General features: G+C 59.1%; 21 protein-coding genes. 5 read left to right on the top strand and 16 right to left on the bottom strand.

Translation table 11 applies throughout. The annotated features are described in order from the left end of the window. Positions 1-9: 9 nt before the first annotated feature. Entirely contained in the window at positions 10-1230 is a 1221-nt protein-coding gene (gene fabB / locus AC3WP7_RS25855) for a beta-ketoacyl-ACP synthase I (protein WP_016974674.1), read from the top strand. 173 nt (positions 1231-1403) lie between these two features. On the opposite strand, the gene AC3WP7_RS25850 is transcribed toward fabB, so the two are convergent. Beyond that, entirely contained in the window at positions 1404-2426 is a 1023-nt protein-coding gene (locus AC3WP7_RS25850) for an amidohydrolase family protein (protein WP_102592522.1), read from the bottom strand. A 139-nt stretch (positions 2427-2565) separates the two neighbouring features. On the opposite strand from AC3WP7_RS25850, the gene AC3WP7_RS25845 reads away from it, so the two are divergent. Together AC3WP7_RS25845 and AC3WP7_RS25840 are read left to right on the top strand one after the other, a co-directional pair. Beyond that, positions 2566-2982 carry an OsmC family protein gene (locus AC3WP7_RS25845; protein WP_092247858.1) on the top strand — a complete coding sequence of 139 codons (417 nt, stop codon included), beginning with the start codon at positions 2566-2568 and terminating at the stop codon, positions 2980-2982. 64 nt (positions 2983-3046) lie between these two features. After that, complete coding sequence (locus AC3WP7_RS25840) at positions 3047-3913, top strand: pirin family protein (RefSeq protein WP_093123133.1); 867 nt, start codon at positions 3047-3049, stop codon at positions 3911-3913. A 97-nt stretch (positions 3914-4010) separates the two neighbouring features. On the opposite strand, the gene AC3WP7_RS25835 is transcribed toward AC3WP7_RS25840, so the two are convergent. The 4 genes from AC3WP7_RS25835 to AC3WP7_RS25820 all read right to left on the bottom strand — a co-directional run bounded on the left by AC3WP7_RS25835 (position 4011) and on the right by AC3WP7_RS25820 (position 7725). Beyond that, positions 4011-4739, bottom strand: coding sequence for a dienelactone hydrolase family protein (locus AC3WP7_RS25835; RefSeq protein WP_092247853.1), 729 nt, complete (start codon positions 4737-4739; stop codon positions 4011-4013). A gap of 66 nt (positions 4740-4805) precedes the next feature. After that, positions 4806-6710, bottom strand: a complete 1905-nt coding sequence (gene htpG / locus AC3WP7_RS25830) for a molecular chaperone HtpG (RefSeq protein WP_102592537.1) — start codon at positions 6708-6710, stop codon at positions 4806-4808. Positions 6711-6799: 89 nt separating this feature from the next. Beyond that, on the bottom strand, positions 6800-7252 hold the full coding sequence (locus tag AC3WP7_RS25825) for a PaaI family thioesterase (protein WP_092247850.1): 453 nt from the start codon (positions 7250-7252) through the stop codon (positions 6800-6802). Further along, complete coding sequence (locus AC3WP7_RS25820) at positions 7249-7725, bottom strand: PaaI family thioesterase (RefSeq protein WP_102592523.1); 477 nt, start codon at positions 7723-7725, stop codon at positions 7249-7251. Before AC3WP7_RS25820 ends, AC3WP7_RS25825 begins: the two co-directional genes overlap by 4 nt. A gap of 156 nt (positions 7726-7881) precedes the next feature. On the opposite strand from AC3WP7_RS25820, the gene AC3WP7_RS25815 reads away from it, so the two are divergent. Further along, positions 7882-8124, top strand: coding sequence for a hypothetical protein (locus AC3WP7_RS25815; RefSeq protein ID WP_058427885.1), 243 nt, complete (start codon positions 7882-7884; stop codon positions 8122-8124). A gap of 90 nt (positions 8125-8214) precedes the next feature. Here AC3WP7_RS25815 and AC3WP7_RS25810 read toward each other — a convergent pair whose 3' ends face one another. The 11 genes from AC3WP7_RS25810 to sdhC form a co-directional block, all read right to left on the bottom strand. Then, positions 8215-8952, bottom strand: coding sequence for a DUF599 domain-containing protein (locus AC3WP7_RS25810; protein ID WP_092247844.1), 738 nt, complete (start codon positions 8950-8952; stop codon positions 8215-8217). Between the two features lie 141 nt (positions 8953-9093). Continuing rightward, positions 9094-10407: a branched-chain amino acid transport system II carrier protein gene (gene brnQ / locus AC3WP7_RS25805; protein ID WP_071489581.1), complete on the bottom strand. Its 1314-nt coding sequence runs from the start codon at positions 10405-10407 to the stop codon at positions 9094-9096. 355 nt (positions 10408-10762) lie between these two features. Continuing rightward, positions 10763-11644 (bottom strand): succinate--CoA ligase subunit alpha, encoded by an 882-nt coding sequence (sucD, locus tag AC3WP7_RS25800; RefSeq protein WP_003172813.1) that lies wholly within the window; start codon positions 11642-11644, stop codon positions 10763-10765. After that, positions 11644-12810: an ADP-forming succinate--CoA ligase subunit beta gene (sucC, locus tag AC3WP7_RS25795; RefSeq protein ID WP_003190011.1), complete on the bottom strand. Its 1167-nt coding sequence runs from the start codon at positions 12808-12810 to the stop codon at positions 11644-11646. The genes sucD and sucC overlap by 1 nt, the downstream gene beginning before the upstream one ends. A 204-nt stretch (positions 12811-13014) precedes the next feature. Beyond that, positions 13015-14451 (bottom strand): dihydrolipoyl dehydrogenase, encoded by a 1437-nt coding sequence (gene lpdA, locus AC3WP7_RS25790; protein WP_092247838.1) that lies wholly within the window; start codon positions 14449-14451, stop codon positions 13015-13017. A 99-nt stretch (positions 14452-14550) separates the two neighbouring features. Continuing rightward, positions 14551-15774, bottom strand: coding sequence for a 2-oxoglutarate dehydrogenase complex dihydrolipoyllysine-residue succinyltransferase (gene odhB / locus AC3WP7_RS25785; protein ID WP_093123151.1), 1224 nt, complete (start codon positions 15772-15774; stop codon positions 14551-14553). A gap of 44 nt (positions 15775-15818) precedes the next feature. Next, a complete protein-coding gene (locus AC3WP7_RS25780) occupies positions 15819-18650 on the bottom strand; it encodes a 2-oxoglutarate dehydrogenase E1 component (protein ID WP_102592524.1) in 2832 nt (943 codons plus the stop codon). Between the two features lie 262 nt (positions 18651-18912). Next, positions 18913-19617: a succinate dehydrogenase iron-sulfur subunit gene (locus AC3WP7_RS25775; RefSeq protein WP_003172807.1), complete on the bottom strand. Its 705-nt coding sequence runs from the start codon at positions 19615-19617 to the stop codon at positions 18913-18915. An 11-nt stretch (positions 19618-19628) separates the two neighbouring features. Next, entirely contained in the window at positions 19629-21401 is a 1773-nt protein-coding gene (sdhA, locus tag AC3WP7_RS25770) for a succinate dehydrogenase flavoprotein subunit (RefSeq protein WP_010211741.1), read from the bottom strand. 3 nt (positions 21402-21404) lie between these two features. Next, entirely contained in the window at positions 21405-21773 is a 369-nt protein-coding gene (gene sdhD / locus AC3WP7_RS25765; protein ID WP_003172805.1) for a succinate dehydrogenase, hydrophobic membrane anchor protein, read from the bottom strand. After that, on the bottom strand, positions 21767-22141 hold the full coding sequence (sdhC, locus tag AC3WP7_RS25760) for a succinate dehydrogenase, cytochrome b556 subunit (RefSeq protein WP_003172804.1): 375 nt from the start codon (positions 22139-22141) through the stop codon (positions 21767-21769). The genes sdhD and sdhC overlap by 7 nt, the downstream gene beginning before the upstream one ends. Before the next feature lie 365 nt (positions 22142-22506). Here sdhC and gltA point away from each other — a divergent pair, with 365 nt between their 5' ends. After that, entirely contained in the window at positions 22507-23796 is a 1290-nt protein-coding gene (gene gltA / locus AC3WP7_RS25755) for a citrate synthase (protein WP_092247829.1), read from the top strand. Positions 23797-24002 lie beyond the last annotated feature (206 nt).

Here is a 24002-nt window from a genome sequence, read left to right as displayed (position 1 = left end):
GTTATCCGCATGCGCCGCGTCGTTATCACTGGTCTGGGCATTGTTTCTTGCCTGGGCAATGACAAAGAGACCGTCACCGCTAACCTGCGTGCAAGTCGCCCTGGCATCCGCTTCAACCCGGAATATGCCGAAATGGGTCTGCGTAGCCAGGTTTCCGGCTCCATCGACCTGCCCCTCGAAGAACTGATCGATCGCAAGATCTATCGCTTCGTCGGCCACGCTGCCGCCTACGCCTACCTGGCGATGAAAGACGCGATCGCCGACTCCGGCCTGAGCGACGACCAGGTATCGAACGTACGCACCGGCCTGATCGCCGGCTCCGGCGGCGCATCGACCCTCAACCAGATGGAAGCGCTGGACATCCTGCGCGAAAAAGGCGTCAAGCGCGTTGGCCCGTACCGTGTCACACGGACCATGGGCAGCACCGTTTCGGCCTGTCTGGCCACGCCGTTCCAGATCAAGGGCGTGAACTACTCGATCTCCTCCGCGTGCGCCACCAGCGCTCACTGCATCGGGACTGCCGTTGAGCAGATCCAGCTGGGCAAGCAGGACATCGTGTTCGCCGGCGGCGGTGAAGAAGAACATTGGAGCCAGTCGTTCCTGTTCGACGCCATGGGTGCACTGTCCACCCAGTACAACGAAACCCCGGAAAAGGCCTCCCGCGCCTACGACGCCAAGCGTGACGGTTTCGTCATCGCCGGCGGTGGCGGCATGGTGGTGGTCGAGGAGCTGGAACACGCCCTGGCCCGTGGCGCCAAGATCTACGCGGAAATCGTCGGCTACGGCGCGACCTCCGACGGTTACGACATGGTTGCCCCAAGCGGTGAAGGCGCCATCCGTTGCATGCAGATGGCCATGTCCACCGTGGACACCCCAATCGACTACCTGAACACCCACGGCACCTCGACTCCGGTCGGCGATGCCAAGGAAATGGAAGGCGTGCGTGCGGTATTCGGCGACAAGGCCCCGGCCATCAGCTCTACCAAGAGCCTGTCCGGTCACTCCCTGGGCGCCGCCGGCGTTCACGAAGCGATCTACTGCCTGCTGATGATGGAAGGCAACTTCATGGCCGGCTCAGCCAACATCGACGAGATTGATCCGGTCGTGGCGGATATGCCAATCCTGACCAAGACTGTCGAGAATGCAAAAATCGACACCGTGATGAGCAACAGCTTCGGCTTCGGTGGCACCAACGCCACCCTGGTGCTGAAACGCTGGCAGGGTCAGTAAGACCTGTAGCTTGACCGCATGAAAAAGCCCCGACTGGTTCGGGGCTTTTTGCTTTCAGAGCCATAGGTTTCAAGCTATAGCCGCAAGAGAAGAGCACTCGAACCACTTGCAGCTCGTCGCTCAAGGCTTGCAACTGCCTGTGCCCTATACCGAAGCAAGAGCAAAACGCGATATCAATCAGCGGCACCATCGCGAGTCGACTCAGGCAGGATCGCCAGGAAGTTATCGCGGGCCACTTTGCGGGCGACCCCTTCGGAGAGTGCATCGAGGAACGGGTCGAAGCTGCGCATTTGCTTACCCAACTTGTTGAAGCGCCCTACGACGTCCGAGCCGAGCATAAAGCGCTCGGGAAAGCGCTCCACCAGTTTTACCCACTCGGGGCGAGGCTGGCCTGCATCATCCAGCAAGTAGGGCGTGAGCACGCTCCAGGACAGATCGATGTAAAGGTTGGGGTACGCCTCCAGCATGCGGCTCAAGGTGGGCAGCAAAAAGTCCATCTGTACCTGATGACGATGGATCTCCTTGCTGGTGCCAGCATGGGCCCAGATAAAACGGGTGTGCGGGTGGTTGCGCAGGGGTTCTTCGACCTCAGCCAGGTACAGCGGGTTGCGCTCGCGCTTGGAGGTGATGTTGGAGTGCAGCATCACCGGCAAATCATTTTCCGCCGCCAGGTGATAGATGCGGGTCATGGCTTCGTTATTGGCCCGTGGTGTGTCACCAGCAGTGATGGCCGTGAGGTCGTCATGTCGGGTAAAAACCTCGCCGATGCCATGCCACAGTCCTGGATTGAGATCGAGCATACGTTGGATATGGGCGGCCGAGTTCTTGTCGTTGGGGTTGAAGCCGGACAGGAACGGATGAAAGTGCTGGCGCTGCCCGGGGGTCAGCTTGTTGACCGCTGCGGCCACGATCACATCGGTGGCGCTGTACCAATAGGCATCCGCGTCGTCGCCGGCGTAGTAGCGCGGTCGCTTGGGTTCGTCCTCGTGCCATTTCTTCGCAACGGGAATACCAGAAATCATCACGTGATCGATGCGATTGTCGGCCATCGCCTTGAGCAGCTTGTCCATGCCCGCCGTTTCCTGGAAGAAGTCCACGTAATGCAGGTGCGCATCGCTGTAGGCATAATCGCGGGCCTGCGCGGCCAGGCTGCCGGCGGCGAACAACAGGGCAAGAGTCAGGCGAGTCCAGGGCACGGTAACACCTCGATAGGGGCTGATACGGGTAGACCCTGAACGCCTTGCCGGGGTTCATCCGGCAAAAACAAGGAACACCGAAGTGCCAGCATGCTCTATAACTGCATGACCTTCATCCTGCCACCCTGTGAGGTTTGCCATGCCAGTTACCGTAAACACCCTGAACCAGGACAACTTTCGCCATAGCCTCAATATCGACAACCACGAGTTGTTCACCGACCTGCCCAAAAGCCTGGGCGGTGACGATTCGGCGCCCTCCCCCCATGACTACTTCGACGCCGCCCTCGCCTCGTGCAAAGCCCTGACCGTGAAGCTCTACGCCCAGAAAAAAGACATCCCGCTCACCGGCGTGACTGTGGAAGTCAGCCACGACGCCACCGAAGAACAAAAGGGCAAATACAGACTCAACGTCAAGCTCACGCTCAAGGGCGTACTCACTGACGAACAACGCGATGAGCTGCATCGCGTAGCGGATCGCTGCCCGGTGCACAAGCTGATGACTACCGCCGAGATCAGCATCGACACCAAGCTGTCGGAAGGCGCCTTCAGCCAATAGCGGCAACCTCCCGTCGAGCGGGTTATGCTCAGCAGCATCCAACCCGCTCAGACTGGGACGCACCATGACCACCCTCACCGTGATCCGCCCTCGCCCCGAAGATGTCGAAGGGCAACCTATCCTGCGCCCGCTGCCGTCGCGCGAATGCCGCAGCGTCGGGCCTTTTGTGTTTTTCGACCACATGCTGCTGACCCGCTATGCACCGGGCGATGGCATGAATATCCGCCAACACCCGCATATCGGTCTGTCCACCCTCACCTATCTGTTCGAAGGCGCGTTGCAGCACAAGGACAGCCTGGGCTCGGACCAGGTGGTGCAGGCCGGCGACGTCAGCTGGATGACCGCCGGCAGTGCCATCGCTCATGTCGAACGCACACCCGAAGCCCTCAGGGCCGAGGGTTTCAGCCTGCACGGGCTGCAAGTGTGGCTGGCCTCGCCCAAAGACCACGAGACCGGGCCGGGACATTACAGCCATCACCCGGCGGCGAGTCTGCCGGTGAGTGAGAACCTGGGCGTGCAGATACGCCTGATCGCAGGGGATGGGTTCTGTCTCAAGTCACCGGTGCCGGTGCTGTCGCCCACCCTGTATGCCGAGGTGCGGATGCAGACGGCTACGACCCTGCTGGTGCCTGAAGAGCATGAAGAACGTGCGGTGTATGTATTGGAGGGTGAAGCTCAGTTGGACAGCGTGGCGCTGGAAGTGCACAGCCTGGTGGTATTGCCGACCGGGCAGGAGATGACGTTGTTTGCGGACAGTGATTGCCACTTGGTGGTGTTTGGTGGCGCGCCGCTGGATGGGCCACGGCGGATCAATTGGAATTTTGTCGCGAGTGATCCGGCGGTGATTGAACAGGCCAGGCAGCGCTGGGCGGCCGGGGATTGGCCGACGGTGCCGGGTGAGTCTGAAAGAATTGAGTTGCCATTGAGATAGCCATCGGGGGCAAGCCCCCTCCCACATTTGATCAGTGATTGCATCCAAGTGTGGGAGGGGGCTTGCCCCCGATTAGGCCCGGACAGGCGCTGAAAAATCAGCCCTTGAACACTTCATCCAGCAAGTTATGCATCGACTGGAACGCCCGCTTGGCGGTCTTGGCGTCGTACATCATCTTGCCCGGCACATTGGCATGGGGGTCGGTGAAGGAATGCACCGCGCCGCCATAGCTCAGCAGTTGCCAATCCACGCCGGCTGCGTTCATTTCATCTTCGAACGCCGGCAGTTGTTCCTTCGGCACCAGCGGGTCGCAAGCGCCGTGCAGCACCAGCACTGAGCCCTTGATGTTCTTTGCGTCCGCCGGGTTTGGCGTGTCGAGGGTGCCGTGGAACGAGATGGCCGCCTTGACCGGCGCACCGGTACGCGCCAGCTCCAGGGAGCAGCAACCACCGAAGCAGAAACCAAAGGTCGCCAGTTTCGACGTATCGACAACGGCCTCGGTCTGTCCCTGCAACTGCTCGAAGGCCGCCTGCATACGCTTGTTCAACAACGCACGGTCGTTCTTCAGCGGCATCATCGCTGCGCCGGCTTCATCGCCATTCGACGGGCGTACGGTCTGCCCGTACAGGTCGGCAATCAGCACCACGTAGCCCTTGCCGGCCACGCTTTTGGCGATCTCTTCGGCACCCGCACTCACCCCCATCCAATTCGGAGCCATCAACAGCCCCGGCAGCGGGCCTTTATGATTGGCGTCGAACGCAAGGCGGCTTTCGTAGGACTGGCCATCAATCTGATAGACCACGGAACGTACAGTGACTTGGCTCATCATTTACTCCAGTTGAGGTGCGTTAGAACGAAAAAACCCGCCGAAGCGGGTTTTTCTACATCAGGGTCAAACCGACAGTTCAACCAACAGCTTGTTCAGGCGGCGCACATAGGCAGCCGGGTCTTTCAAGCTGTCGCCAGCGGCCAGGGCCGCCTGGTCGAACAGGATGTGCGACAGGTCGCCAAAACGCTCTTCGCTCTGCTCGCCATCGAGTTTCTCGATCAGCGGATGAGCCGGGTTGAATTCGAAGATCGGCTTGGAATCCGGCACCTTCTGCCCGCTGGCTTCGAGGATCTGGCGCATCTGCATGCCCAGGTCCTGCTCGCCGATGGCCAGGATCGCCGGGGAATCGGTCAGGCGGTGCGAGACACGCACTTCGCTGACGGCATCGCCCAAGGATGCCTTGATGCGCTCGACCAGGCCCTCTTTGGACTTGGCGACTTCTTCGGCTTCTTTCTTCTCTTCCTCGGAGTCCAGGCTACCCAGGTCCAGGTTACCACGGGCCACGTCGACAAAGGCCTTGCCGTCGAACTCGTTGAGGTAGCTCATCAGCCACTCATCGATACGGTCGGTCAGCAGCAGCACTTCGATGCCTTTCTTGCGGAAGACTTCCAGGTGCGGGCTGTTCTTGACCTGGGCGTAGGTTTCGCCAGTGAGGTAGTAGATCTTGTCCTGACCTTCCTTGGCGCGCGCCAGGTACTCGGCCAGGGACACAACCTGCTCGCCGTCGTCGCCCTGGGTGGAAGCAAAACGCAGCAGGCCGGCGATTTTTTCCTTGTTGGCAAAGTCTTCCGCCGGGCCTTCTTTCATGACCTGGCCGAAGTTTTTCCAGAAGCCCTTGTATTGCTCAGGCTCGTTCTTCGCCAGTTTTTCCAGCATGTCGAGCACGCGCTTGGTCAGCGCCGACTTCATCGAGTCGATGATCGGGTCTTTCTGCAGGATTTCCCGCGACACGTTCAGCGACAGGTCGTTGGAATCGACCACACCCTTGATGAAGCGCAGGTACAGCGGCAGGAACGATTCCGCCTGGTCCATCACGAACACACGCTGCACGTAGAGTTTCAGGCCTCTTGGCGCTTCACGCTGGTACAGGTCGAACGGAGCACGGGCCGGCACGTACAGCAGCGAGCTGTATTCCAGATTGCCTTCGACCCTGTTGTGGCTCCAGCTCAGCGGGTTTTCGTAGTCGTGACCGATGTGCTTGTAGAACTCCTGGTATTCCTCGTCCTTGATCTCGGTACGCGGACGGGTCCACAGCGCGCTGGCACGGTTGACCACTTCCCATTCCTGGGCAGGGACCTCTTCGCCTTCAGCAGCCGCTTGTTCTTTCGGCAATTCGATCGGCAGGGCGATATGGTCGGAGTACTTCTTGACGATATTGCGCAGGCGCCAGCCATCGGCGAATTCGTCTTCACCGGATTTCAGGTGCAACACGATACGGGTGCCACGGTCAGCCTTGTCGACGGTGGCGATTTCGAACTCGCCCTCGCCTTTGGAGGACCAGTGCACGCCTTCGCTGGCGTCGAGGCCGGCACGGCGGCTGAATACTTCAACCTTGTCGGCAACGATGAAGGCCGAGTAGAAGCCCACGCCGAATTGGCCGATCAGGTGCGAATCTTTCTTCTGGTCGCCCGAGAGGTTCTTCATGAAATCGGCGGTGCCAGATTTGGCGATGGTGCCCAGGTGGGCGACCGCATCGTCACGGCTCATGCCGATACCGTTGTCTTCGATCGTGACGGTCTTGGCGTCCTTGTCGAAGCTCACACGGATCTTCAGTTCGGCGCCACCTTCCAGCAACTCAGGCTTGGACAGGGCTTCGAAACGTAATTTGTCGACAGCGTCAGAGGCGTTCGAGATCAATTCGCGAAGGAAGATTTCCTTGTTGGAATACAGCGAATGGATCATGAGGTGCAGCAGTTGCTTCACCTCGGTCTGGAAGCCCAGGGTTTCCTTTTGAGTTTCCACACTCATGGTCATCAAACTCCAATTGGATGGCAATGGCCGCGCCCTAGAGGGTTGGCGGCGGGTTGTCATCAAAGTTGGGGGCTAAGAGCAGGATTTCAAGGGTGGCCTGGTTCCTCGATCTTGAAATGCGCGCGAGCCGTGGCAATGGGCTCGGCCGCGGTGCTCTGCCAGGCGGTGATCGCCACGTTCGCCACCCGTCGGCCCTGGCGCCATACCTGGCATTTGGCGTAGGTGTCGCGAAATTGCCCGGCGCGCAGGTAGTCCAGAGAAAAATCGATGATTTTCGGAATGCCCGGCGCGCCCGTGAACACCAGCAGGTGCAGCGCCGCCGACAGTTCCATGAAACCCGCGATCACCCCGCCGTGCAGCGCCGGCAATATGGGGTTACCAATATTGTCCTTGTTGGCCGGCAGGCGAAACAGCAGCTCATCCCCCAGCCGGGTGCATTCGATGCCAATCAGCCTGGCGTAGGGGATCAGGTTGAGCAGCGCTGCGTAATCGCCGCGCCCGTGGGCCTGCTCCAGGCGGGTCTTGAATCGGTGCGTCATGCCAGCTCCCCCTTGATCGTGCTGCCCAGTCCTTGCGTGCCCTTGAGGCGCTTGCCCATGCGCATGAATGTACCAACCACATGGGCGATGGGTTGCTGCGGGTCATCCTGGTAGGCGAAGCCACGGGTGAAGATCACGTCGGTGGTCACCCTGTAGCATTGGGCGAAGCCGTACACCGGTTTGTGTGGGGTAGCGGGATGCATGTAGTCGACGCGCAGGTCGAGGGTCGGACAAACCTCGAATTCCGGCAATACGCACAGGGTGGCCATGCCGCAGGCGGTGTCCATCAGGGAAGTGAGCGCACCGCCGTGGATCACCCCCGATTGGGGATCACCGACCAGATGGGGCGCATAAGGCATGATCAGCGTGATGCCCTCCTCGCTGGCCTGATGAGCGGTAATGCCCAGCACCTGACAGTGGCGCAAGGCCGATACAAAGCGCTTCGCACGCTCTAACAGGGGATTTTCGCTCATTCGTTCCAGACTCTTATTAGTGTTGATCCGCAGAATGGCCGCCAGGACAAAAGTTCCTGTTAGTCAGCGATTTATATATCTACCAAATAAAAGGAACTAATGCCGAAGCGCCATGCTCGAAAGGCCAGTAGATATCTTCAATAAGGAGAAACACCCATGCGCAAGACTTTAGCTATTTCCATGATGCTGGCCGCTGCCCTCGGTCTGGCTGCCTGCGACAAGAAATCCGAAGACAAAGCCCAAGACGCTGCAGCCCATTCTGAGCAAGCTCAGAAAGATATGGCCAAGGCTCAGGATAAAGTGAACGACGCTGCGAAAGAAAACGCCGAAGCTGCCAAAGCTCAGGCTGAATCGAACCAGGCCGCCGCAAAAGAAGCAGCACCTGCTACCGGTTCTTGAGACCGCGGCGTGTAACAGCTTCGCTGCAAAAAGAAAGCCCGCTTAGATAGCGGGCTTTACTTTGCCTGGTGTTTTTACTTGAAGGGTTGATCAAACTGCTTCTTTAACCGGTTCCGACGGCGGTGTATCCGTCTGGGTAAACACCATCACTTGCAGCACGTCGGAATGAAACTCCCGCCGATACAGCACCAACACCACCCCGGCGCTCATCAACATGAATAGCCAGGGGCTGACAAACCACGCCAGCATGGTCATGCCGAAGTAATAAGAGCGCAGGCCAAAGTTGAACTGGTTGGCTGCCATGGAGATGACTCGCGCCGCACGCAGAGCAAATGCCTTGCGCTCCTGCTCCGACACCTCCCGCTCGCCGATCATCGGCGCCGAACCGACCAGTACCGCCGCGAAGTTGTACTGACGCATGCACCAACTGAACGTAAAGAACGCATAGACGAACACCAGCGCCAGGCACAGCAGCTTGATCTGCGACATGCCTTGGGACGCTTGTTGCACCATCGGTATGTCCGCCAGCAACGACACCGCCCGCTCTGAAGCACCCAACACCGTGAGAATGCCGGCGAGGATGATCAACGTGCTGGAGGCGAAGAACGAAGCATTGCGCTCCAGGTTGCCGATCACACTGGCGTCGGCGATGCGGTTGTCGCGCAGCAGCATGCGGCGCATCCAGTCTTCGCGGTACAGGTGCAGCACGCTGGCGAGGCAGGCCGTGTCGCGGGCCTTCCAAATGGCGTATCGGGTATAGCCACCCCAGCAAAGGGCGAACCATAGGGCGGCAAGCAGGTGGATCTGATTGGTTTCGATGAACGACATGCGGGTCCTTTGCAGAATGAGGGCTGAAAAGCATTTGCGTCAGTTCGACGTTAGCGCACATAAAAAGACACTGCCGTTCACCCATAAAAAATGCCCCGTATCGATTGATACGGGGCATTTCAGTACAGCGAGAAACGTGGGTTATGCGATAGCTTCGCTGCGCTTGCCGAGCATGCGATCGACCGCGAACGCCACGACCAGTGTCATCACTGACGGCACCAGCCACGCCAGGCCCTGCTCGCTCAATGGCAGGTTGGCCAATTGCGAAGGCATCCAGCCCGCCAGGCCAGCGCCCTTGAGCGCATCGATGCAGCCAAAGATGAACGACACCAGCATTACCGGGCCAACGATACGGCCCTGCTCCTGCCAGAAGTCTTTGCAGAAACTCAGCGCCACCAGCACGATGCACGGCGGATAGATCGCGGTCAGCACCGGGATCGAGAAGGCAATCAGCTTGGTCAGGCCCAGGTTCGAGACGAACAACGAGAACAGCGCCAGGATCACCACCAGGGTCTTGTAGGACAGCGGCAGGATCTTGCTGAAGTACTCGGCGCAGGCACAGGTCAGGCCTACCGCGGTCACCAGGCACGCCAGGGAGATCAGCACGGCCAGGAAGCCACTGCCCAGGGAGCCGAAGGTGTGTTGCACATAGGCGTGCAGCACCGCAGCACCGTTAGTGGCACCGGCAGCCACTGCATGGCTGCCCGAACCCAGGCGGAACAGGCTGAAGTACACCAGGGCCAGGCCCACGCCGGCAATCAAGCCCGCAATGATGGCGTAACGGGTGATCAGCTTGGGCGACTCGACGCCACGGGAGCGGATGGCATTGACGATCACGATGCCAAACACCAGGGCACCCAGGGTATCCATGGTCAGGTAACCCTGGATAAAGCCTTGGGAAAACGGTGCGGCGACATATTCCGGGGTAGCGACGCCCACATCACCGGCCGGCAAGGCAAACGCGGCGATGCCGAGAATGGCCAGGGCGATGATCTTCAGCGGCGCCAGGAAACGCCCCACGGTGTCCAGCAGCCGACCTGGGTACAGGGAGACAAAGAACACCACGAGGAAGTACACCGAGCTATAGAGGAACAGCGCCAGCGGGCTTTCACCGGTCAGCGGCGCCAGGCCCACTTCGAAGGAAACGGTCGCGGTACGCGGGGTGGCGAACAGCGGCCCTACTGCCAGATACGCCGCCGCCGCGAGCAGGCCACCGGCGATCTTGCCGATCGGGCTGCTCAACGCGTCCATGCCACCACCGACCTTGGCCAGGGCGATCACGGTGACCACCGGCAAGCCGACTGCGGTGATCAGGAAGCCCAGCGCTGCCATCCAGACGTGAGGCCCCGACTGCAAACCAACAATAGGCGGGAAGATGATATTGCCGGCGCCCACGAACAGGGCAAAAGTCATAAAGCCCAGCGCCAGGATGTCCTGGCTTTTCAACACTTTCATTTGAGGAAATACCACACTACTGAATCGGAATTTAGAGAGGGATTCCCTATGGATGAGGGAAATGCTGCCGGCCCTTATGGGAGCCGACCGGTCTAGCGCGGGGCTTCCTTTTGGGATGCCCACGCATAAAGAGGCGGCTAGGTTACAGAAATTGGCTGACGAACGCACTGTTGCGGGGCGGACTGTCCGATAAGCGACATCTGCATGTCGCATTTTCATACCTAATTTGGCAATACAGGCAAATGTGGGAGGGGGCTTGCCCCCTCCCACATTTTGATCTTTATTAAACCCCGGAAAGCACAAAGGCCACCCGAAGGTGACCTTTGTGTGGTGAAGCGTCAGCCAAGCGCGAGGCTTACTTGACAGCCCAACCGGTCAGCTCGGCCAGGGCCTTGCCGATGTCTGCCAGCGAACGCACGGTTTTTACACCGGCGTCTTGCAGCGCAGCGAATTTCTCGTCTGCAGTGCCTTTGCCGCCAGAGATGATTGCGCCAGCATGGCCCATGCGCTTGCCCGCAGGGGCAGTCACACCAGCGATGTAGGAAACAACCGGCTTGGTCACGTGTGCCTTGATGTAGGCAGCCGCTTCTTCTTCAGCCGAACCGCCGATCTCACCGATCATCACGATCGCTTCGGTCTTCGGGTCTTCCTGGAACAGCTTCAGGATGTCGATGAAGTTGGAGCCCGGGATCGGGTCACCGCCGATGCCGACGCAAGTCGACTGACCGAAACCGGCGTCAGTGGTCTGCTTCACCGCTTCGTAGGTCAGGGTGCCGGAACGGGAAACGATACCGACCTTGCCTGGCAAGTGAATGTGACCTGGCATGATGCCGATCTTGCATTCGCCTGGAGTGATCACGCCTGGGCAGTTAGGGCCGATCAGGACTACGCCCAGCTCGTCGCACTTAACTTTAGCGTCCAGCATGTCCAGGGTAGGAATGCCTTCGGTGATGCAGACGATCAGCTTGATGCCGCCGAATGCCGCTTCCAGGATGGAGTCCTTGCAGAAAGGTGCTGGAACGTAGATCACGCTGGCGGTGGCGCCAGTGGCAGCTACAGCGTCTTTCACGGTGTTGAACACTGGCAGGCCCAGGTGCTCGGTGCCGCCTTTGCCCGGAGTTACGCCGCCAACCATCTTGGTGCCGTATTCGATGGCTTGCTGGGTGTGGAAACTACCTTGCGAACCGGTAATACCCTGGCAGATAACTTTGGTGTCTTTATTGATCAGGACGCTCATTATTTGCCCTCCGCAGCTTTGACAACTTGTTGAGCAGCGTCGGTCAGGCTGGTAGCCGCGATGATGTTCAAACCGCTTTCTGCCAGTACTTTAGCGCCCAGTTCAGCGTTGTTACCTTCAAGGCGAACAACAACCGGGATTTTAACGCCGACTTCTTTCACTGCACCGATGATGCCTTCGGCAATCATGTCGCAACGAACGATGCCGCCGAAGATGTTGACCAGTACTGCTGCGACGTTGGAGTCGGACAGGATGATCTTGAAGGCTTCGGTCACACGTTCTTTGGTAGCACCACCGCCCACGTCGAGGAAGTTGGCTGGTTTGCCGCCATGCAGGTTGACGATGTCCATGGTACCCATGGCCAGGCCGGCACCGTTGACCATGCAGCCGATGTTGCCTTCCAGGGCTACGTAGTTCAGTTCGAACTTGGCAGCGTGCGCTTCGCGCGGATCGTCTTGCGACGGATCGTGGAAAGTCTTCAGCTTAGGCTGACGGTACATGGCGTTGGCGTCGATGTTGATCTTGGCGTCCAGGCAGTGCAGATCGCCGTCAGCCTTGATCACCAGCGGGTTCACTTCCAGCAGGGCCAGATCGTGATCCTGGAACAGTTTGGCCAGACCAACGAAGATCTTGGCGAACTGGGCAACTTGCTTGCCTTCCAGGCCCAACTGGAAAGCCAGCTCGCGACCCTGGAATGGCTGAGCGCCAACCAGTGGGTCGATGGTGGCTTTCAGAATTTTTTCTGGGGTTTCGTGAGCGATCTTCTCGATGTCCACGCCACCTTCGGTGGAAGCCATGAACACGATGCGACGGCTCGAACGGTCAACGACAGCGCCCAGGTACAGCTCTTTAGCGATATCAGTGCACGATTCAACCAGGATCTTGGTGACTGGCTGGCCATTGGCATCAGTCTGGTAAGTCACCAGACGCTTGCCCAGCCACTGCTGTGCGAAGGCCTTGGCGTCTTCTTTGCTGCGAACCAGCTTAACGCCGCCCGCTTTACCGCGACCACCGGCGTGGACCTGGGCTTTGACAACCCACTCGCTGCCGCCGATTTTGTCGCAAGCTTCTGCTGCTGCTTCCGGGGTGTCTACTGCGTAGCCCTTGGAAACTGGCAGGCCGTATTCAGCGAACAGCTGCTTACCCTGATACTCGTGAAGATTCATGCTTTTTACCGTCTTCGTTAGGTACTGCGCATTCGGCGCTGCGCTCATTATGAGTGCCGCGCCACCTGTGACTGCTGCTTGCGCAACTTGCGGGGCTCAAGGCCCGTAAAGCTGCGCAAGGCTGCGTCCAGCGGATATTCCGCGGTGAGTCTTGCGCGCAAGGCTCACGACGGGCAACTCCGCCGTGGTTTCTTATTATCTCGCTTAGCGCTTCTTGCGGTTGGCGATGTGGATGGCGCCGCCATTCACTGCCAACGCTGCTTCGTGCAACGCTTCGGACAGGGTCGGATGGGAGAAGACCATCATGCCCAGGTCCTCGGCACTGGTGCCGAATTCCATACCGATCGCGCCTTGCTGAACCAGTTCTGCAGCGCTCGGGCCAATCACGTGGACGCCCAATACGCGGTCAGTCTTGGCATCAGCGATGACTTTGACAAAACCACCGGTGTCGTTGGCTGCCATGGCACGGCCAGAAGCGGCAAACGGGAAGGTGCCGACGTTAACTTCAACGCCTTCAGCTTTCAACTGCTGTTCGTTCTTGCCGACCCATGCAATTTCCGGGTGGGTGTAGATAACCGATGGGATCAGGTCGTAGTTCATCTGGGTTTTGTGACCCTTGATGCGCTCGACAACCATGATGCCTTCTTCGGAAGCCTTGTGCGCCAGCATCATGCCGCGAACCACGTCGCCGATGGCGTAGACGCCCGGCACGGTGGTCGCGCAGTGATCGTCAACATGGATGAAACCACGCTCGTCGATGTTCACGCCACTGTCGGCAGCCAGCAGGTCGGTGGTCACTGGACGGCGACCCACGGCTACGATCAGCTTGTCGAAAGTGATGGTTTTTTCGCCATCCTTGTCGGTGTAGTTGACGACAACTTCTTCGCCGTTGACTTTCGAGCCGGTGACGCGAGCGCCCAGCTTGATGTCCAGACCTTGTTTGGTCAGGGTTTTCAGCGCTTCCTTGGAAACGGCGGTGTCGGCAGCCAGCAGGAACGTGTCCAGGGCTTCCAGCACGGTCACTTCAGCACCGAGGCGGGACCACACCGAACCCAGCTCCAGGCCGATCACGCCGGCGCCGATCACGCCCAGGCGCTTAGGCACAGCCTGGAATTCCAGGGCGCCGGTCGAATCAACGATCACGTTGTTGTCAACTGGAGCAGGCGGAATGTCGATTGGACGCGAACCTGGAGCCAGGATCACGTTCTCGGCTTCGATGATTTCGGTCGAGCCGTCTGGCTTGGTGATTTCAACTTTCTTGCCAGCCAGCAGCTTGCCGTGGCCTTGCAGGGAAGTGACGCCGTTGGCCTTGAACAAGGTGGCAACGCCGGAAGTCAGGCCCTTGACGATGTTGGCTTTACGGCTGACCATCGCGGGCACGTCCATGGTCACGCCAGCATGGTTGATGCCGTGGATCGCGAAGCCATCCTGGGCTTCGTGGAATTTCCAGGAGCTGTCCAGCAGCGCCTTGGAAGGAATGCAACCGACGTTCAGGCAAGTACCGCCCAGCGCCAGTTTGCCTTCCTTGTCGGTGTATTTTTCGATGCAAGCAGTCGAGAGGCCCAGTTGTGCGGCCTTGATCGCGGCAACATAGCCGCCAGGACCTGCACCAATCACTACGACGTCAAATTTCTGTGTCATGAAAATAGATCCTCTATTTGCGACAAGCTTTTAGCCGCAAGCTGCAAGCCAAGCTGCTTTTTCTTACAGCTTGTAGCTCGCAACTTGCAGCTGCTTCAATCAGATATCCAGCAACAGACGAGCCGGGTCTTCCAGCAGGTTCTTGATGGTCACCAGGAAAGTCACGGCTTCTTTACCGTCGATCAGGCGGTGATCGTACGACAGCGCCAGGTACATCATCGGGCGGATCACGACCTGGCCGTTGATGGCCATCGGACGCTGGATGATGTTGTGCATGCCCAGGATCGCGGCTTGCGGCGGGTTGACGATCGGGGTCGACATCATCGAACCGAAGGTACCACCGTTGGTGATGGTGAAGGTACCGCCGGTCATCTCGTCGATGGTCAGCTTGCCGTCACGGGCTTTCTTGCCGAAGGTGGCGATGCCGCCTTCGATTTCAGCCAGGCTCATCAGTTCGGCGTTACGCAGTACCGGAACCACCAGGCCACGGTCGCTGGACACGGCAACGCCGATGTCTGCATAGCCATGGTAAACGATGTCGTTGCCGTCGATGGAAGCGTTGACTGCCGGGAAGCGTTTCAGCGCTTCGGTGGCCGCTTTCACGAAGAACGACATGAAGCCCAGGCGCACGCCATTGTGGGACTTCTCGAACAGATCCTTGTACTTCGAGCGCAGCGCCATGACTTCGGTCATGTCGACTTCGTTGAAGGTGGTCAGCATCGCCATGTTCGACTGGGCTTCAACCAGACGCTTGGCCACGGTGGCACGTACGCGGGTCATCGGTACGCGCTTCTCGGTGCGGTCGCCGGCAGCGAACACAGGCGCAGCGGCAGCCGGGGCAGCCGCCTTGGCAGGTGCGGCAGCCGGAGCGTTTTTCTTGGCTTCAACAGCCGCAACCACGTCTTCCTTGGTCACACGGCCGTCTTTGCCGGTGCCTTTGACGGAAGCCAGGTTGATGCCGTTCTCTTCAGCCAGCTGACGGGCAGCCGGTGCAGCGATCGGGTCTTCAGCGCCAGCAGCCGGAGCGGCAGCAGGAGCAGCAGCGGCGGCGGCCGGTGCAGCAGCAGGCGCAGCGGCAGCAGCACTGCCCTCTTCGATCGAGCCCAGCACCTGGTTCGACAGAACGGTAGCGCCTTCTTCGGCAACGATTGCGCCCAGCACGCCGTCAGCTTCGGCCAACACTTCCAGCACGACTTTGTCGGTCTCGATGTCGACGATCAGGTCGTCACGCTTTACAGCGTCGCCTGGTTTCTTGTGCCAGGTGGCAACGGTGCCATCGGCAACCGATTCCGGGAATGACGGGGCTTTGATTTCGATAGCCATTATCTGTGGGTCCTTAAAATTCGGTTTCAGTCAGCGCGAAGGCGTTAAACAGTGAAAGCATCTTGCAGCAGTTTTTCCTGCTGCTCGGCGTGCATCGACGCATAACCACACGCAGGTGCAGCGGAAGCATCACGACCGGCATATTCCAGGCCCAGGGCCTTGTTGTGGTTGCCGATGCTGCGACGCAGGTGATGCTGGCTGCTGTACCACGCGCCCTGGTTCATCGGTTCTTCCTGGCACCACACTACGTTAGTGAGGTTGGTGTAAGGCGCGATGGCCTCCATCAGGTCGTCTTCCGGGAACGGGTAAAGCTGCTCGATACGCACGATGGCGATGTCTTCGCGGCCTTCGGCACGACGTTTTTCCAGCAGGTCGTAGTAGACCTTGCCGCTGCACAGGACCAGGCGAGTCACCTTGGCCGCATCCAGCGCGTCGATTTCTGGAATAACGGTCTGGAACGAACCATCCGCCAGATCTTCCAGGGTCGAGACGGCCAGTTTATGACGCAGCAGCGACTTCGGTGTCAGTACTACCAGCGGCTTGCGCAGCGGGCGGATCACCTGGCGACGCAGCAAGTGGTAGATCTGGGCCGGGGTCGTCGGCACGCACACCTGGATGTTGTGCTCGGCGCACAGCTGCAGGTAACGCTCCAGACGGGCCGAGGAGTGCTCAGGACCCTGGCCTTCATAACCGTGTGGCAGCAGCATGGTCAGACCGCACAGGCGACCCCACTTGTGCTCGCCGCTGGTGATGAACTGGTCGATAACCACTTGGGCACCGTTGGCGAAGTCACCGAACTGGGCTTCCCAGATCACCAGCGCGTTCGGCGTGGTGGTCGAGTAACCGTATTCGAACGCCAGCACGGCTTCTTCGGACAGGAACGAGTCGTACAGGTCGAAACGTGGCTGGCCTTCGTACAGGTGCTTCAACGGAACGTAGGTACTGGCGTCTTTCTGGTTGTGCAGGACCGCGTGACGGTGCGAGAACGTACCACGGCCGATGTCCTGGCCGGTCATGCGGATCGGGTGACCTTCGAACGCCAGGGTCGCGTACGCCATGGTTTCGGCGTAACCCCAGTTGATCGGCAGGCCGCCGGCTTGCATCTTCTGACGGTCTTCGTAGATCTTCGCAACCTGGCGCTGCACCACGAAGCCTTCCGGGATTTCCAGCAGCTTGGCGGACAGTTCCTGCAAGGTCTTCAGGTCGAACGAGGTGTCGTGACGCGCCGTCCAGGCGTGGCCCAGGTATGGACGCCAGTCGACGAACAGCTCTTTGTTCGGCTCTTTGACCAGGCTCTTCACTACATGCAGGCCGTTGTCCAGCGCGTTGCGGTATTCGTCGACTTTCGCCTGAACACGCGCATCGTCAACCACACCGGCCTTGGTCAGGCTCTCGGCGTACAGTTCACGAGTGGTGCGCTGCTTGGTGATCTGCTGGTACATCAGCGGCTGGGTGCCGCTTGGTTCGTCGGCTTCGTTGTGACCGCGACGGCGGTAGCAAACCAGGTCGATCACCACGTCACGCTTGAACTGCATGCGGTAGTCGACAGCCAGTTGGGTCACGAACAGCACGGCTTCCGGATCATCCCCATTCACATGGAGGATCGGCGCCTGGATCATCTTGGCAACGTCGGTGGCGTACTCGGTGGAGCGCGCATCCAGCGGGTTGCTGATGGTAAAGCCAACCTGGTTGTTGATGACGATGTGAACGGTACCGCCGGTCTTGAAGCCGCGGGTCTGCGACATCTGGAAGGTTTCCAGGACCACGCCTTGACCGGCGAATGCCGCGTCACCGTGGATGGAAATCGGCAGGACCTTTTCACCCGTGGTGTCGTTGCGACGATCCTGGCGGGCACGCACCGACCCCTCGACCACTGGAGAAACGATTTCCAGGTGGGATGGGTTGAAGGCCATGGCCAGGTGAACTTCACCGCCGGTGGTCATCACGTTGGACGAGAACCCTTGGTGGTATTTAACGTCACCGGAGCCCAGCTCGACCTTCTTCTTGCCTTCGAACTCGTCGAACAGCTCACGCGGGTTCTTGCCGAAGGTGTTGACCAACACGTTCAGGCGACCACGGTGGGCCATGCCGATCACGATTTCCTTGGTGCCGTAGGAACCGGAACGCTGGATCAGCTCGTCGAGCATCGGGATCAGGCTTTCGCCGCCTTCCAGGCCGAAACGCTTGGTGCCCGGGTATTTGGTACCCAGGTATTTTTCCAGGCCTTCGGCAGCGGTGACGCGCTCGAGCAGGTGGCTGCGTACATCGGCGGACAGCACCGGACGGCCACGCACACCTTCCAGGCGATGCTGGAACCATTGGCGTTGCTCGGAATCGGTGATGTGCGTGAACTCAGCGCCGATGGTGCGGCAATATGTCTGCTGCAACGCTTCGTGAATTTCGCGTAGGCTCGCTTCCTCTTTGCCGATGAACAGGTCGCCGGCACGGAAGGTCGTATCAAGATCGGCATTGGTCAAGCCGTAATGATTGATCGACAGGTCTGCAGGTGCAGGACGCTGCCAGAGCCCCAGCGGGTCAAGCTGGGCCGCCTGGTGGCCGCGCATCCGGTAGGCCTGGATCAGTCGCAATACTTCAACTTGCTTCTTCTCGTGCTCACTGCTCACGCTGCCGGCGGAAACCGGTTGGGCGCGGCGCTGGTTCTTTGCCAGCAGCACAAACTGATCGCGAATTGTTGCGTGCGATACATCGGTGGCAGCGTTGCCGTCTGAAGACAACGTCTGAAATTTGGTGCGCCATTCTTCTGGCACAGCGTTAGGGTCGTGCAGGTAGAGCTCATAAAGCTCTTCCACATAGGCAGCGTTACCACCTGAAAGATAGCCGCTGTTCCACATGCGCTGCATCACGCTTTCTTGCATGCTTGGTCACCCTCGATTTGGGGACACCACCGGCGAAAACACCGAGTTTGCTTGCAAAAGGCCAAGTGCAGCGACCAAAACAAGCCACTTAGGATCACGCTGATAGTTCGGGTACCAACCCGAATGCCCCTGCTTGTCTCATTTCTTCAAAATAAGAGCCGCGGCTTTGTAAGTCGCTGCTCAAGTTAAAACTACGGCGCCGGTTGAAGCCTGCGCCGTAGCATTTACGGGCACAACGGTCCTGCTTTTACTACAACGTCAGTTACACGCCGCTCTGCAGCAGCATGTTACGGATGTGACCAATGGCCTTAGTCGGGTTCAGGCCTTTGGGACATACGTTGACGCAGTTCATGATCCCGCGGCAGCGGAATACGCTGAACGGGTCATCCAGCGAAGCCAGACGCTCGGACGTCTTGGTGTCACGGCTGTCTGCCAGGAAGCGGTACGCTTGCAGCAGGGCAGCTGGACCCAGGAACTTGTCCGGGTTCCACCAGAAGGACGGGCACGACGTCGAGCAGCAAGCGCACAGGATGCACTCGTACAGGCCGTCGAGCTTCTCGCGCTCTTCCGGGGACTGCAGACGCTCGATGGCCGGAGCCGGCGTGTCGTTCTGCAGGAACGGCTTAACTTTCTCGTATTGCTTGTAGAAGATGCTCATATCGACGACCAGGTCACGGATAACCGGCAAACCTGGCAGAGGACGAACGATCAGCTTGTTGCCTTTGACCACGGCGGACAGCGGCGTGATACACGCCAGGCCGTTTTTGCCGTTGATGTTCATGCCGTCGGAACCGCATACACCTTCACGGCAAGAGCGACGATAGGAGAAACCTTCGTCCTGCTCTTTGATCAGTGCCAGTACATCCAGCACCATCAGGTCTTTACCACCGGTATCGACCTGGAATTCCTGCATGAACGGCGCAGCGTCCTGATCAGGGTTGTAGCGATAAACACTGACTTTCAACATGGCAGCCACCCTTAGTAAGTCCGAATCTTCGGTTCAAACGTCGGAACCGTCTTCGGCGAGAAGTTCACGGCACGCTTGGTTACGCGCTTGTCACCCGGGAAGTACAGGGTGTGGCACAACCAGTTTTCGTCGTCGCGATCTTCAAAGTCTTCACGGGCGTGGGCACCACGGGATTCCTTGCGAACCTCGGCAGCGATGGCAGTCGCTTCGGCCACTTCCAGCAGGTTCTGCAGTTCAAGGGCTTCGATACGAGCAGTGTTGAACGCCTGGCTCTTATCGTTGATCTTGACGTTGGCGATGCGCTTGCGCAGATCGGCCAGCTGGGCAATACCCTTCTGCATGTATTCGCCGGTACGGAACACACCGAAGTAGTTCTGCATGCAGCTTTGCAGCTCGCGACGCAGGGTTGCCACGTCTTCGCCATCGGTACGCTCGTTCAGAGCGTTCAGGCGTGCCAGGGCAGCCTCGATGTTGGCGTCGGTCGCGTCATCGTATTCGATGCCGTCGGTCAGCGCTTTTTCCAGGTGCAGGCCGGCAGCACGGCCGAAGACCACCAGGTCGAGCAGCGAGTTGCCACCCAGGCGGTTGGCACCGTGAACCGATACGCACGCCACTTCGCCTACGGCGAACAGACCGTGGATGATCTCGTCCTCGCCTTCGGCATTCTGGGTGATCGCCTGGCCATGGATGTTGGTCGGCACGCCGCCCATCATATAGTGGCAAGTCGGGACAACCGGAACCGGAGCAACCACCGGGTCAACGTGAGCAAAGGTCTTGGACAGCTCGCAGATACCTGGCAGGCGGCTGTGCAGTACTTCTTCGCCCAGGTGATCGAGTTTCAGCAGTACGTGGTCGCCATTCGGGCCACAGCCGTTGCCGGCGATGATCTCTTTAACCATCGAACGGGCCACAACGTCACGACCAGCAAGGTCTTTCGCGTTCGGCGCATAACGCTCCATGAAACGCTCGCCGTGCTTGTTGATCAGGTAGCCACCTTCACCACGGCAACCTTCGGTCACCAGTACGCCGGCGCCGGCGATACCGGTCGGGTGGAACTGCCACATTTCGATGTCTTGTACCGGCACGCCCGCACGCAGTGCCATGCCGACGCCGTCACCGGTGTTGATCAGGGCATTGGTGGTGGACGCGTAGATACGACCTGCACCGCCGGTCGCCAGCACGGTAGCCTTGGCGCGGATGTAGGTGGTTTCACCGGTTTCGATGCAGATCGCGATCACACCGACGAACTCGCCTTGTGCGTTCTTGACCAGATCAACGGCGTAGTACTCGTTCAGGAACGTGGTACCGGCTTTCAGGTTGCCCTGGTAAAGGGTGTGCAGCAGCGCGTGACCGGTACGGTCGGACGCGGCGCAGGTACGGGCAGCCTGCCCGCCTTTGCCGTAATCCTTCGACTGGCCGCCGAACGGACGCTGGTAGATACGGCCTTGCTCGGTACGGGAGAACGGCAGACCCATGTGGTCCAGCTCGAACACTGCAGCCGGGCCTTCCTGACACATGTATTCGATCGCGTCCTGGTCACCGATGTAGTCGGAACCCTTGACGGTATCGTACATGTGCCAGCGCCAGTCATCGTTCGGGTCGGCGGAGGCGATGGCGCAGGTGATGCCACCCTGGGCCGATACAGTGTGGGAACGGGTCGGGAACACCTTGGTGATCACGGCAGTCTTGTGACCGCCCTGGGCCAGCTGCAGCGCAGCGCGCATGCCAGCGCCGCCGCCACCAATAATGATGGCGTCGAATGAAATAGTTGGAATGTTAGCCATGAATCAGATACCCCAAAGAATCTGCACACCCCAGACGAAGTAAGCGAACATCGCGACGCCGCAGACTGCCTGGAAGAGGAAACGTACTGCAGTCGCGGACTTGCCCAGCGCCATCGGCGTCAGGTAGTCGGTCGCGATGGTCCACATGCCTACCCAGGCGTGTGCGCCCAGGGCAACAAGGGCCAGCAGACTGAAGATTCGCATCGCATTGTGGGAAAACAGGCCGTGCCATTGCTCATAGCCAATGCCCGGATTTGCGACAAGGTATCCGATCAGGAAAATGAAATAAGCCGCGAGAACGACCGCAGACACACGCTGTGCCATCCAGTCATAGAGGCCCGAACGCGACAGATTCGTAACGCTGGTTACCATATCCAAACTCCTGCCAGAACGATCAGCACCACGGAAATGGCGATGATGATTTTCGAGCCCAGGCGGCCGCCTTCCAGCGTCTCACCGATGCCCATGTCCATGATCAAGTGGCGCACACCGGCTACCAGGTGATACAGCAGAGCGGACAGGAGGCCCCATGCTACGAACTTGGCCAGCGGGCTGGTCAAGCATGCCTTCACCTCGGCGTATCCTTCCTCGGAACCCAGGGATTTGCTCAATGCATAAAGCATGATGCCCAAGCCCAGGAACAGGATGATGCCGGAAACACGGTGCAGGAACGACGTAACGCCGGTGATGGGGAGTTTGATGGTCCTTAGGTCTAGGTTTACAGGTCGTTGGCTATTCACGGCTTTTTTTCACACTGAAGAGCCCCTAACAATCAGGGCAAAGTTGTTGGGGAGTGCGACTGGTCAGGTAAGCACCACCCAGGGAGTGCGACCCCCAATGAAAGCAAGCCCAAAAGCCCTTGGCGGTCGGTGGCCGAGTATAGACAGTTAGGTTACTAATGACAACGCGCACTCCTCACCCTAATAGCGGATTGCGCTGGGGGAATAAAAGGCGTAAATGGCAGGCAATTTCGAGGAAAAAGTACGGTTAAAGCCTTCTGGTGCAAGACTTTAGGCAAATTGACATCTGGATTTATATCAATATAGTGGTGCGGGCCCTGCGTGGGGGGTCTGTCTGATGATTTGAAGCATAAATAGGAGGCCACATGGCTGACAAAAAAGCGCAGTTGATCATCGAGGGCGCAGCCCCCGTCGAGCTGCCCATTTTAACCGGCACCGTTGGTCCCGATGTTATCGACGTACGGAACCTGACGGCCACGGGCCGTTTCACATTCGACCCAGGCTTCATGTCGACCGCCTCTTGCGAGTCGAAGATCACCTATATCGATGGCGACAATGGCATTTTGCTGCACCGCGGCTACCCGATCGAGCAACTGGCCGAGAAATCGGACTACCTGGAAACCTGCTACCTGCTGCTAAATGGCGAACTGCCAACAGCCGAGCAGAAAGCCCAGTTCGTCAGCACCGTGAAGAACCACACCATGGTTCACGAGCAGTTGAAGACCTTCTTCAACGGCTTCCGTCGCGACGCCCACCCGATGGCCGTCATGTGCGGTGTGGTCGGCGCCCTGTCGGCCTTCTATCACGACTCCCTCGACATCAATAACCCGCAGCATCGCGAAATCTCCGCGATCCGCCTGGTTGCCAAGATGCCGACCCTGGCCGCCATGGTCTACAAGTACTCCATGGGCCAACCCATGATGTATCCGCGCAACGACCTGACGTACGCGGAAAACTTCCTGCACATGATGTTCAACACGCCGTGCGAGATCAAACCGATCAGCCCGACGCTGGCCAAGGCCATGGACCGGATCTTCATCCTCCACGCCGACCACGAGCAGAACGCCTCTACCTCCACCGTACGCCTGGCCGGTTCTTCGGGTGCCAACCCGTTCGCCTGTATCGCCGCCGGTATCGCCGCACTGTGGGGCCCTGCCCACGGCGGTGCGAACGAAGCGGTATTGACCATGCTCGATGAAATCGGCGATGTGTCCAACATCGACAAGTTCATCGCAAAAGCCAAGGACAAGAACGATCCGTACAAGCTGATGGGCTTCGGTCACCGGGTCTACAAGAACCGCGACCCGCGCGCCACCGTGATGAAGCAGACCTGCGACGAAGTGTTGAAGGAACTGGGCATCAAGAACGACCCGCAACTCGAACTGGCCATACGCCTGGAAGAGATCGCCCTGACCGACCCGTACTTCATCGAACGCTCGCTGTACCCGAACGTCGACTTCTACTCGGGGATCATCCTCAAGGCGATCGGCATTCCAACCAGCATGTTCACCGTGATCTTCGCCCTGGCGCGGACCGTGGGCTGGATCTCCCACTGGAAAGAAATGCTCTCCAGCCCGTACAAGATTGGCCGTCCGCGCCAGCTGTACAGGGGCTACAAGTCGCGTGACATCACCCAGTTGGAAGATCGCAAGTAAGCATCGCTGAGTTGCACCGAAGACGGCCTCCCCTAGTGGAGGCCGTTTTTGTTTGTGCCGACTGGGCGACCGCTATCGGGGGCAAGCCCCCTCCCACACTGGGCTCGGTTTACACATGTCTATTTGTGAATACAGTCAAATGTGGGAGGGGGCTCGCCCCCCGATGACGCGGGTACCCATAACGCAGAATACCAGGTAAAAAAATA

This window comes from Pseudomonas sp. FW305-3-2-15-C-LB1 (assembly GCF_058787615.1).
This window is presented reverse-complemented; position numbering and strand designations above follow the sequence as displayed.

What these genes read in the sequence shown, in the direction of transcription:
- fabB (WP_016974674.1), top strand. Translation starts at nt 10, where the DNA reads ATGCGCCGCGTCGTTATCACTGGTCTGGGCATTGTTTCTTGCCTGGGC.
- AC3WP7_RS25845 (WP_092247858.1), top strand. Translation starts at nt 2,566, where the DNA reads ATGCCAGTTACCGTAAACACCCTGAACCAGGACAACTTTCGCCATAGC.
- AC3WP7_RS25840 (WP_093123133.1), top strand. Translation starts at nt 3,047, where the DNA reads ATGACCACCCTCACCGTGATCCGCCCTCGCCCCGAAGATGTCGAAGGG.
- AC3WP7_RS25835 (WP_092247853.1), bottom strand. Translation starts at nt 4,739, where the DNA reads ATGAGCCAAGTCACTGTACGTTCCGTGGTCTATCAGATTGATGGCCAG.
- htpG (WP_102592537.1), bottom strand. Translation starts at nt 6,710, where the DNA reads ATGAGTGTGGAAACTCAAAAGGAAACCCTGGGCTTCCAGACCGAGGTG.
- AC3WP7_RS25825 (WP_092247850.1), bottom strand. Translation starts at nt 7,252, where the DNA reads ATGACGCACCGATTCAAGACCCGCCTGGAGCAGGCCCACGGGCGCGGC.
- AC3WP7_RS25820 (WP_102592523.1), bottom strand. Translation starts at nt 7,725, where the DNA reads ATGAGCGAAAATCCCCTGTTAGAGCGTGCGAAGCGCTTTGTATCGGCC.
- AC3WP7_RS25815 (WP_058427885.1), top strand. Translation starts at nt 7,882, where the DNA reads ATGCGCAAGACTTTAGCTATTTCCATGATGCTGGCCGCTGCCCTCGGT.
- AC3WP7_RS25810 (WP_092247844.1), bottom strand. Translation starts at nt 8,952, where the DNA reads ATGTCGTTCATCGAAACCAATCAGATCCACCTGCTTGCCGCCCTATGG.
- brnQ (WP_071489581.1), bottom strand. Translation starts at nt 10,407, where the DNA reads ATGAAAGTGTTGAAAAGCCAGGACATCCTGGCGCTGGGCTTTATGACT.
- sucD (WP_003172813.1), bottom strand. Translation starts at nt 11,644, where the DNA reads ATGAGCGTCCTGATCAATAAAGACACCAAAGTTATCTGCCAGGGTATT.
- sucC (WP_003190011.1), bottom strand. Translation starts at nt 12,810, where the DNA reads ATGAATCTTCACGAGTATCAGGGTAAGCAGCTGTTCGCTGAATACGGC.
- lpdA (WP_092247838.1), bottom strand. Translation starts at nt 14,451, where the DNA reads ATGACACAGAAATTTGACGTCGTAGTGATTGGTGCAGGTCCTGGCGGC.
- odhB (WP_093123151.1), bottom strand. Translation starts at nt 15,774, where the DNA reads ATGGCTATCGAAATCAAAGCCCCGTCATTCCCGGAATCGGTTGCCGAT.
- AC3WP7_RS25780 (WP_102592524.1), bottom strand. Translation starts at nt 18,650, where the DNA reads ATGCAAGAAAGCGTGATGCAGCGCATGTGGAACAGCGGCTATCTTTCA.
- AC3WP7_RS25775 (WP_003172807.1), bottom strand. Translation starts at nt 19,617, where the DNA reads ATGTTGAAAGTCAGTGTTTATCGCTACAACCCTGATCAGGACGCTGCG.
- sdhA (WP_010211741.1), bottom strand. Translation starts at nt 21,401, where the DNA reads ATGGCTAACATTCCAACTATTTCATTCGACGCCATCATTATTGGTGGC.
- sdhD (WP_003172805.1), bottom strand. Translation starts at nt 21,773, where the DNA reads ATGGTAACCAGCGTTACGAATCTGTCGCGTTCGGGCCTCTATGACTGG.
- gltA (WP_092247829.1), top strand. Translation starts at nt 22,507, where the DNA reads ATGGCTGACAAAAAAGCGCAGTTGATCATCGAGGGCGCAGCCCCCGTC.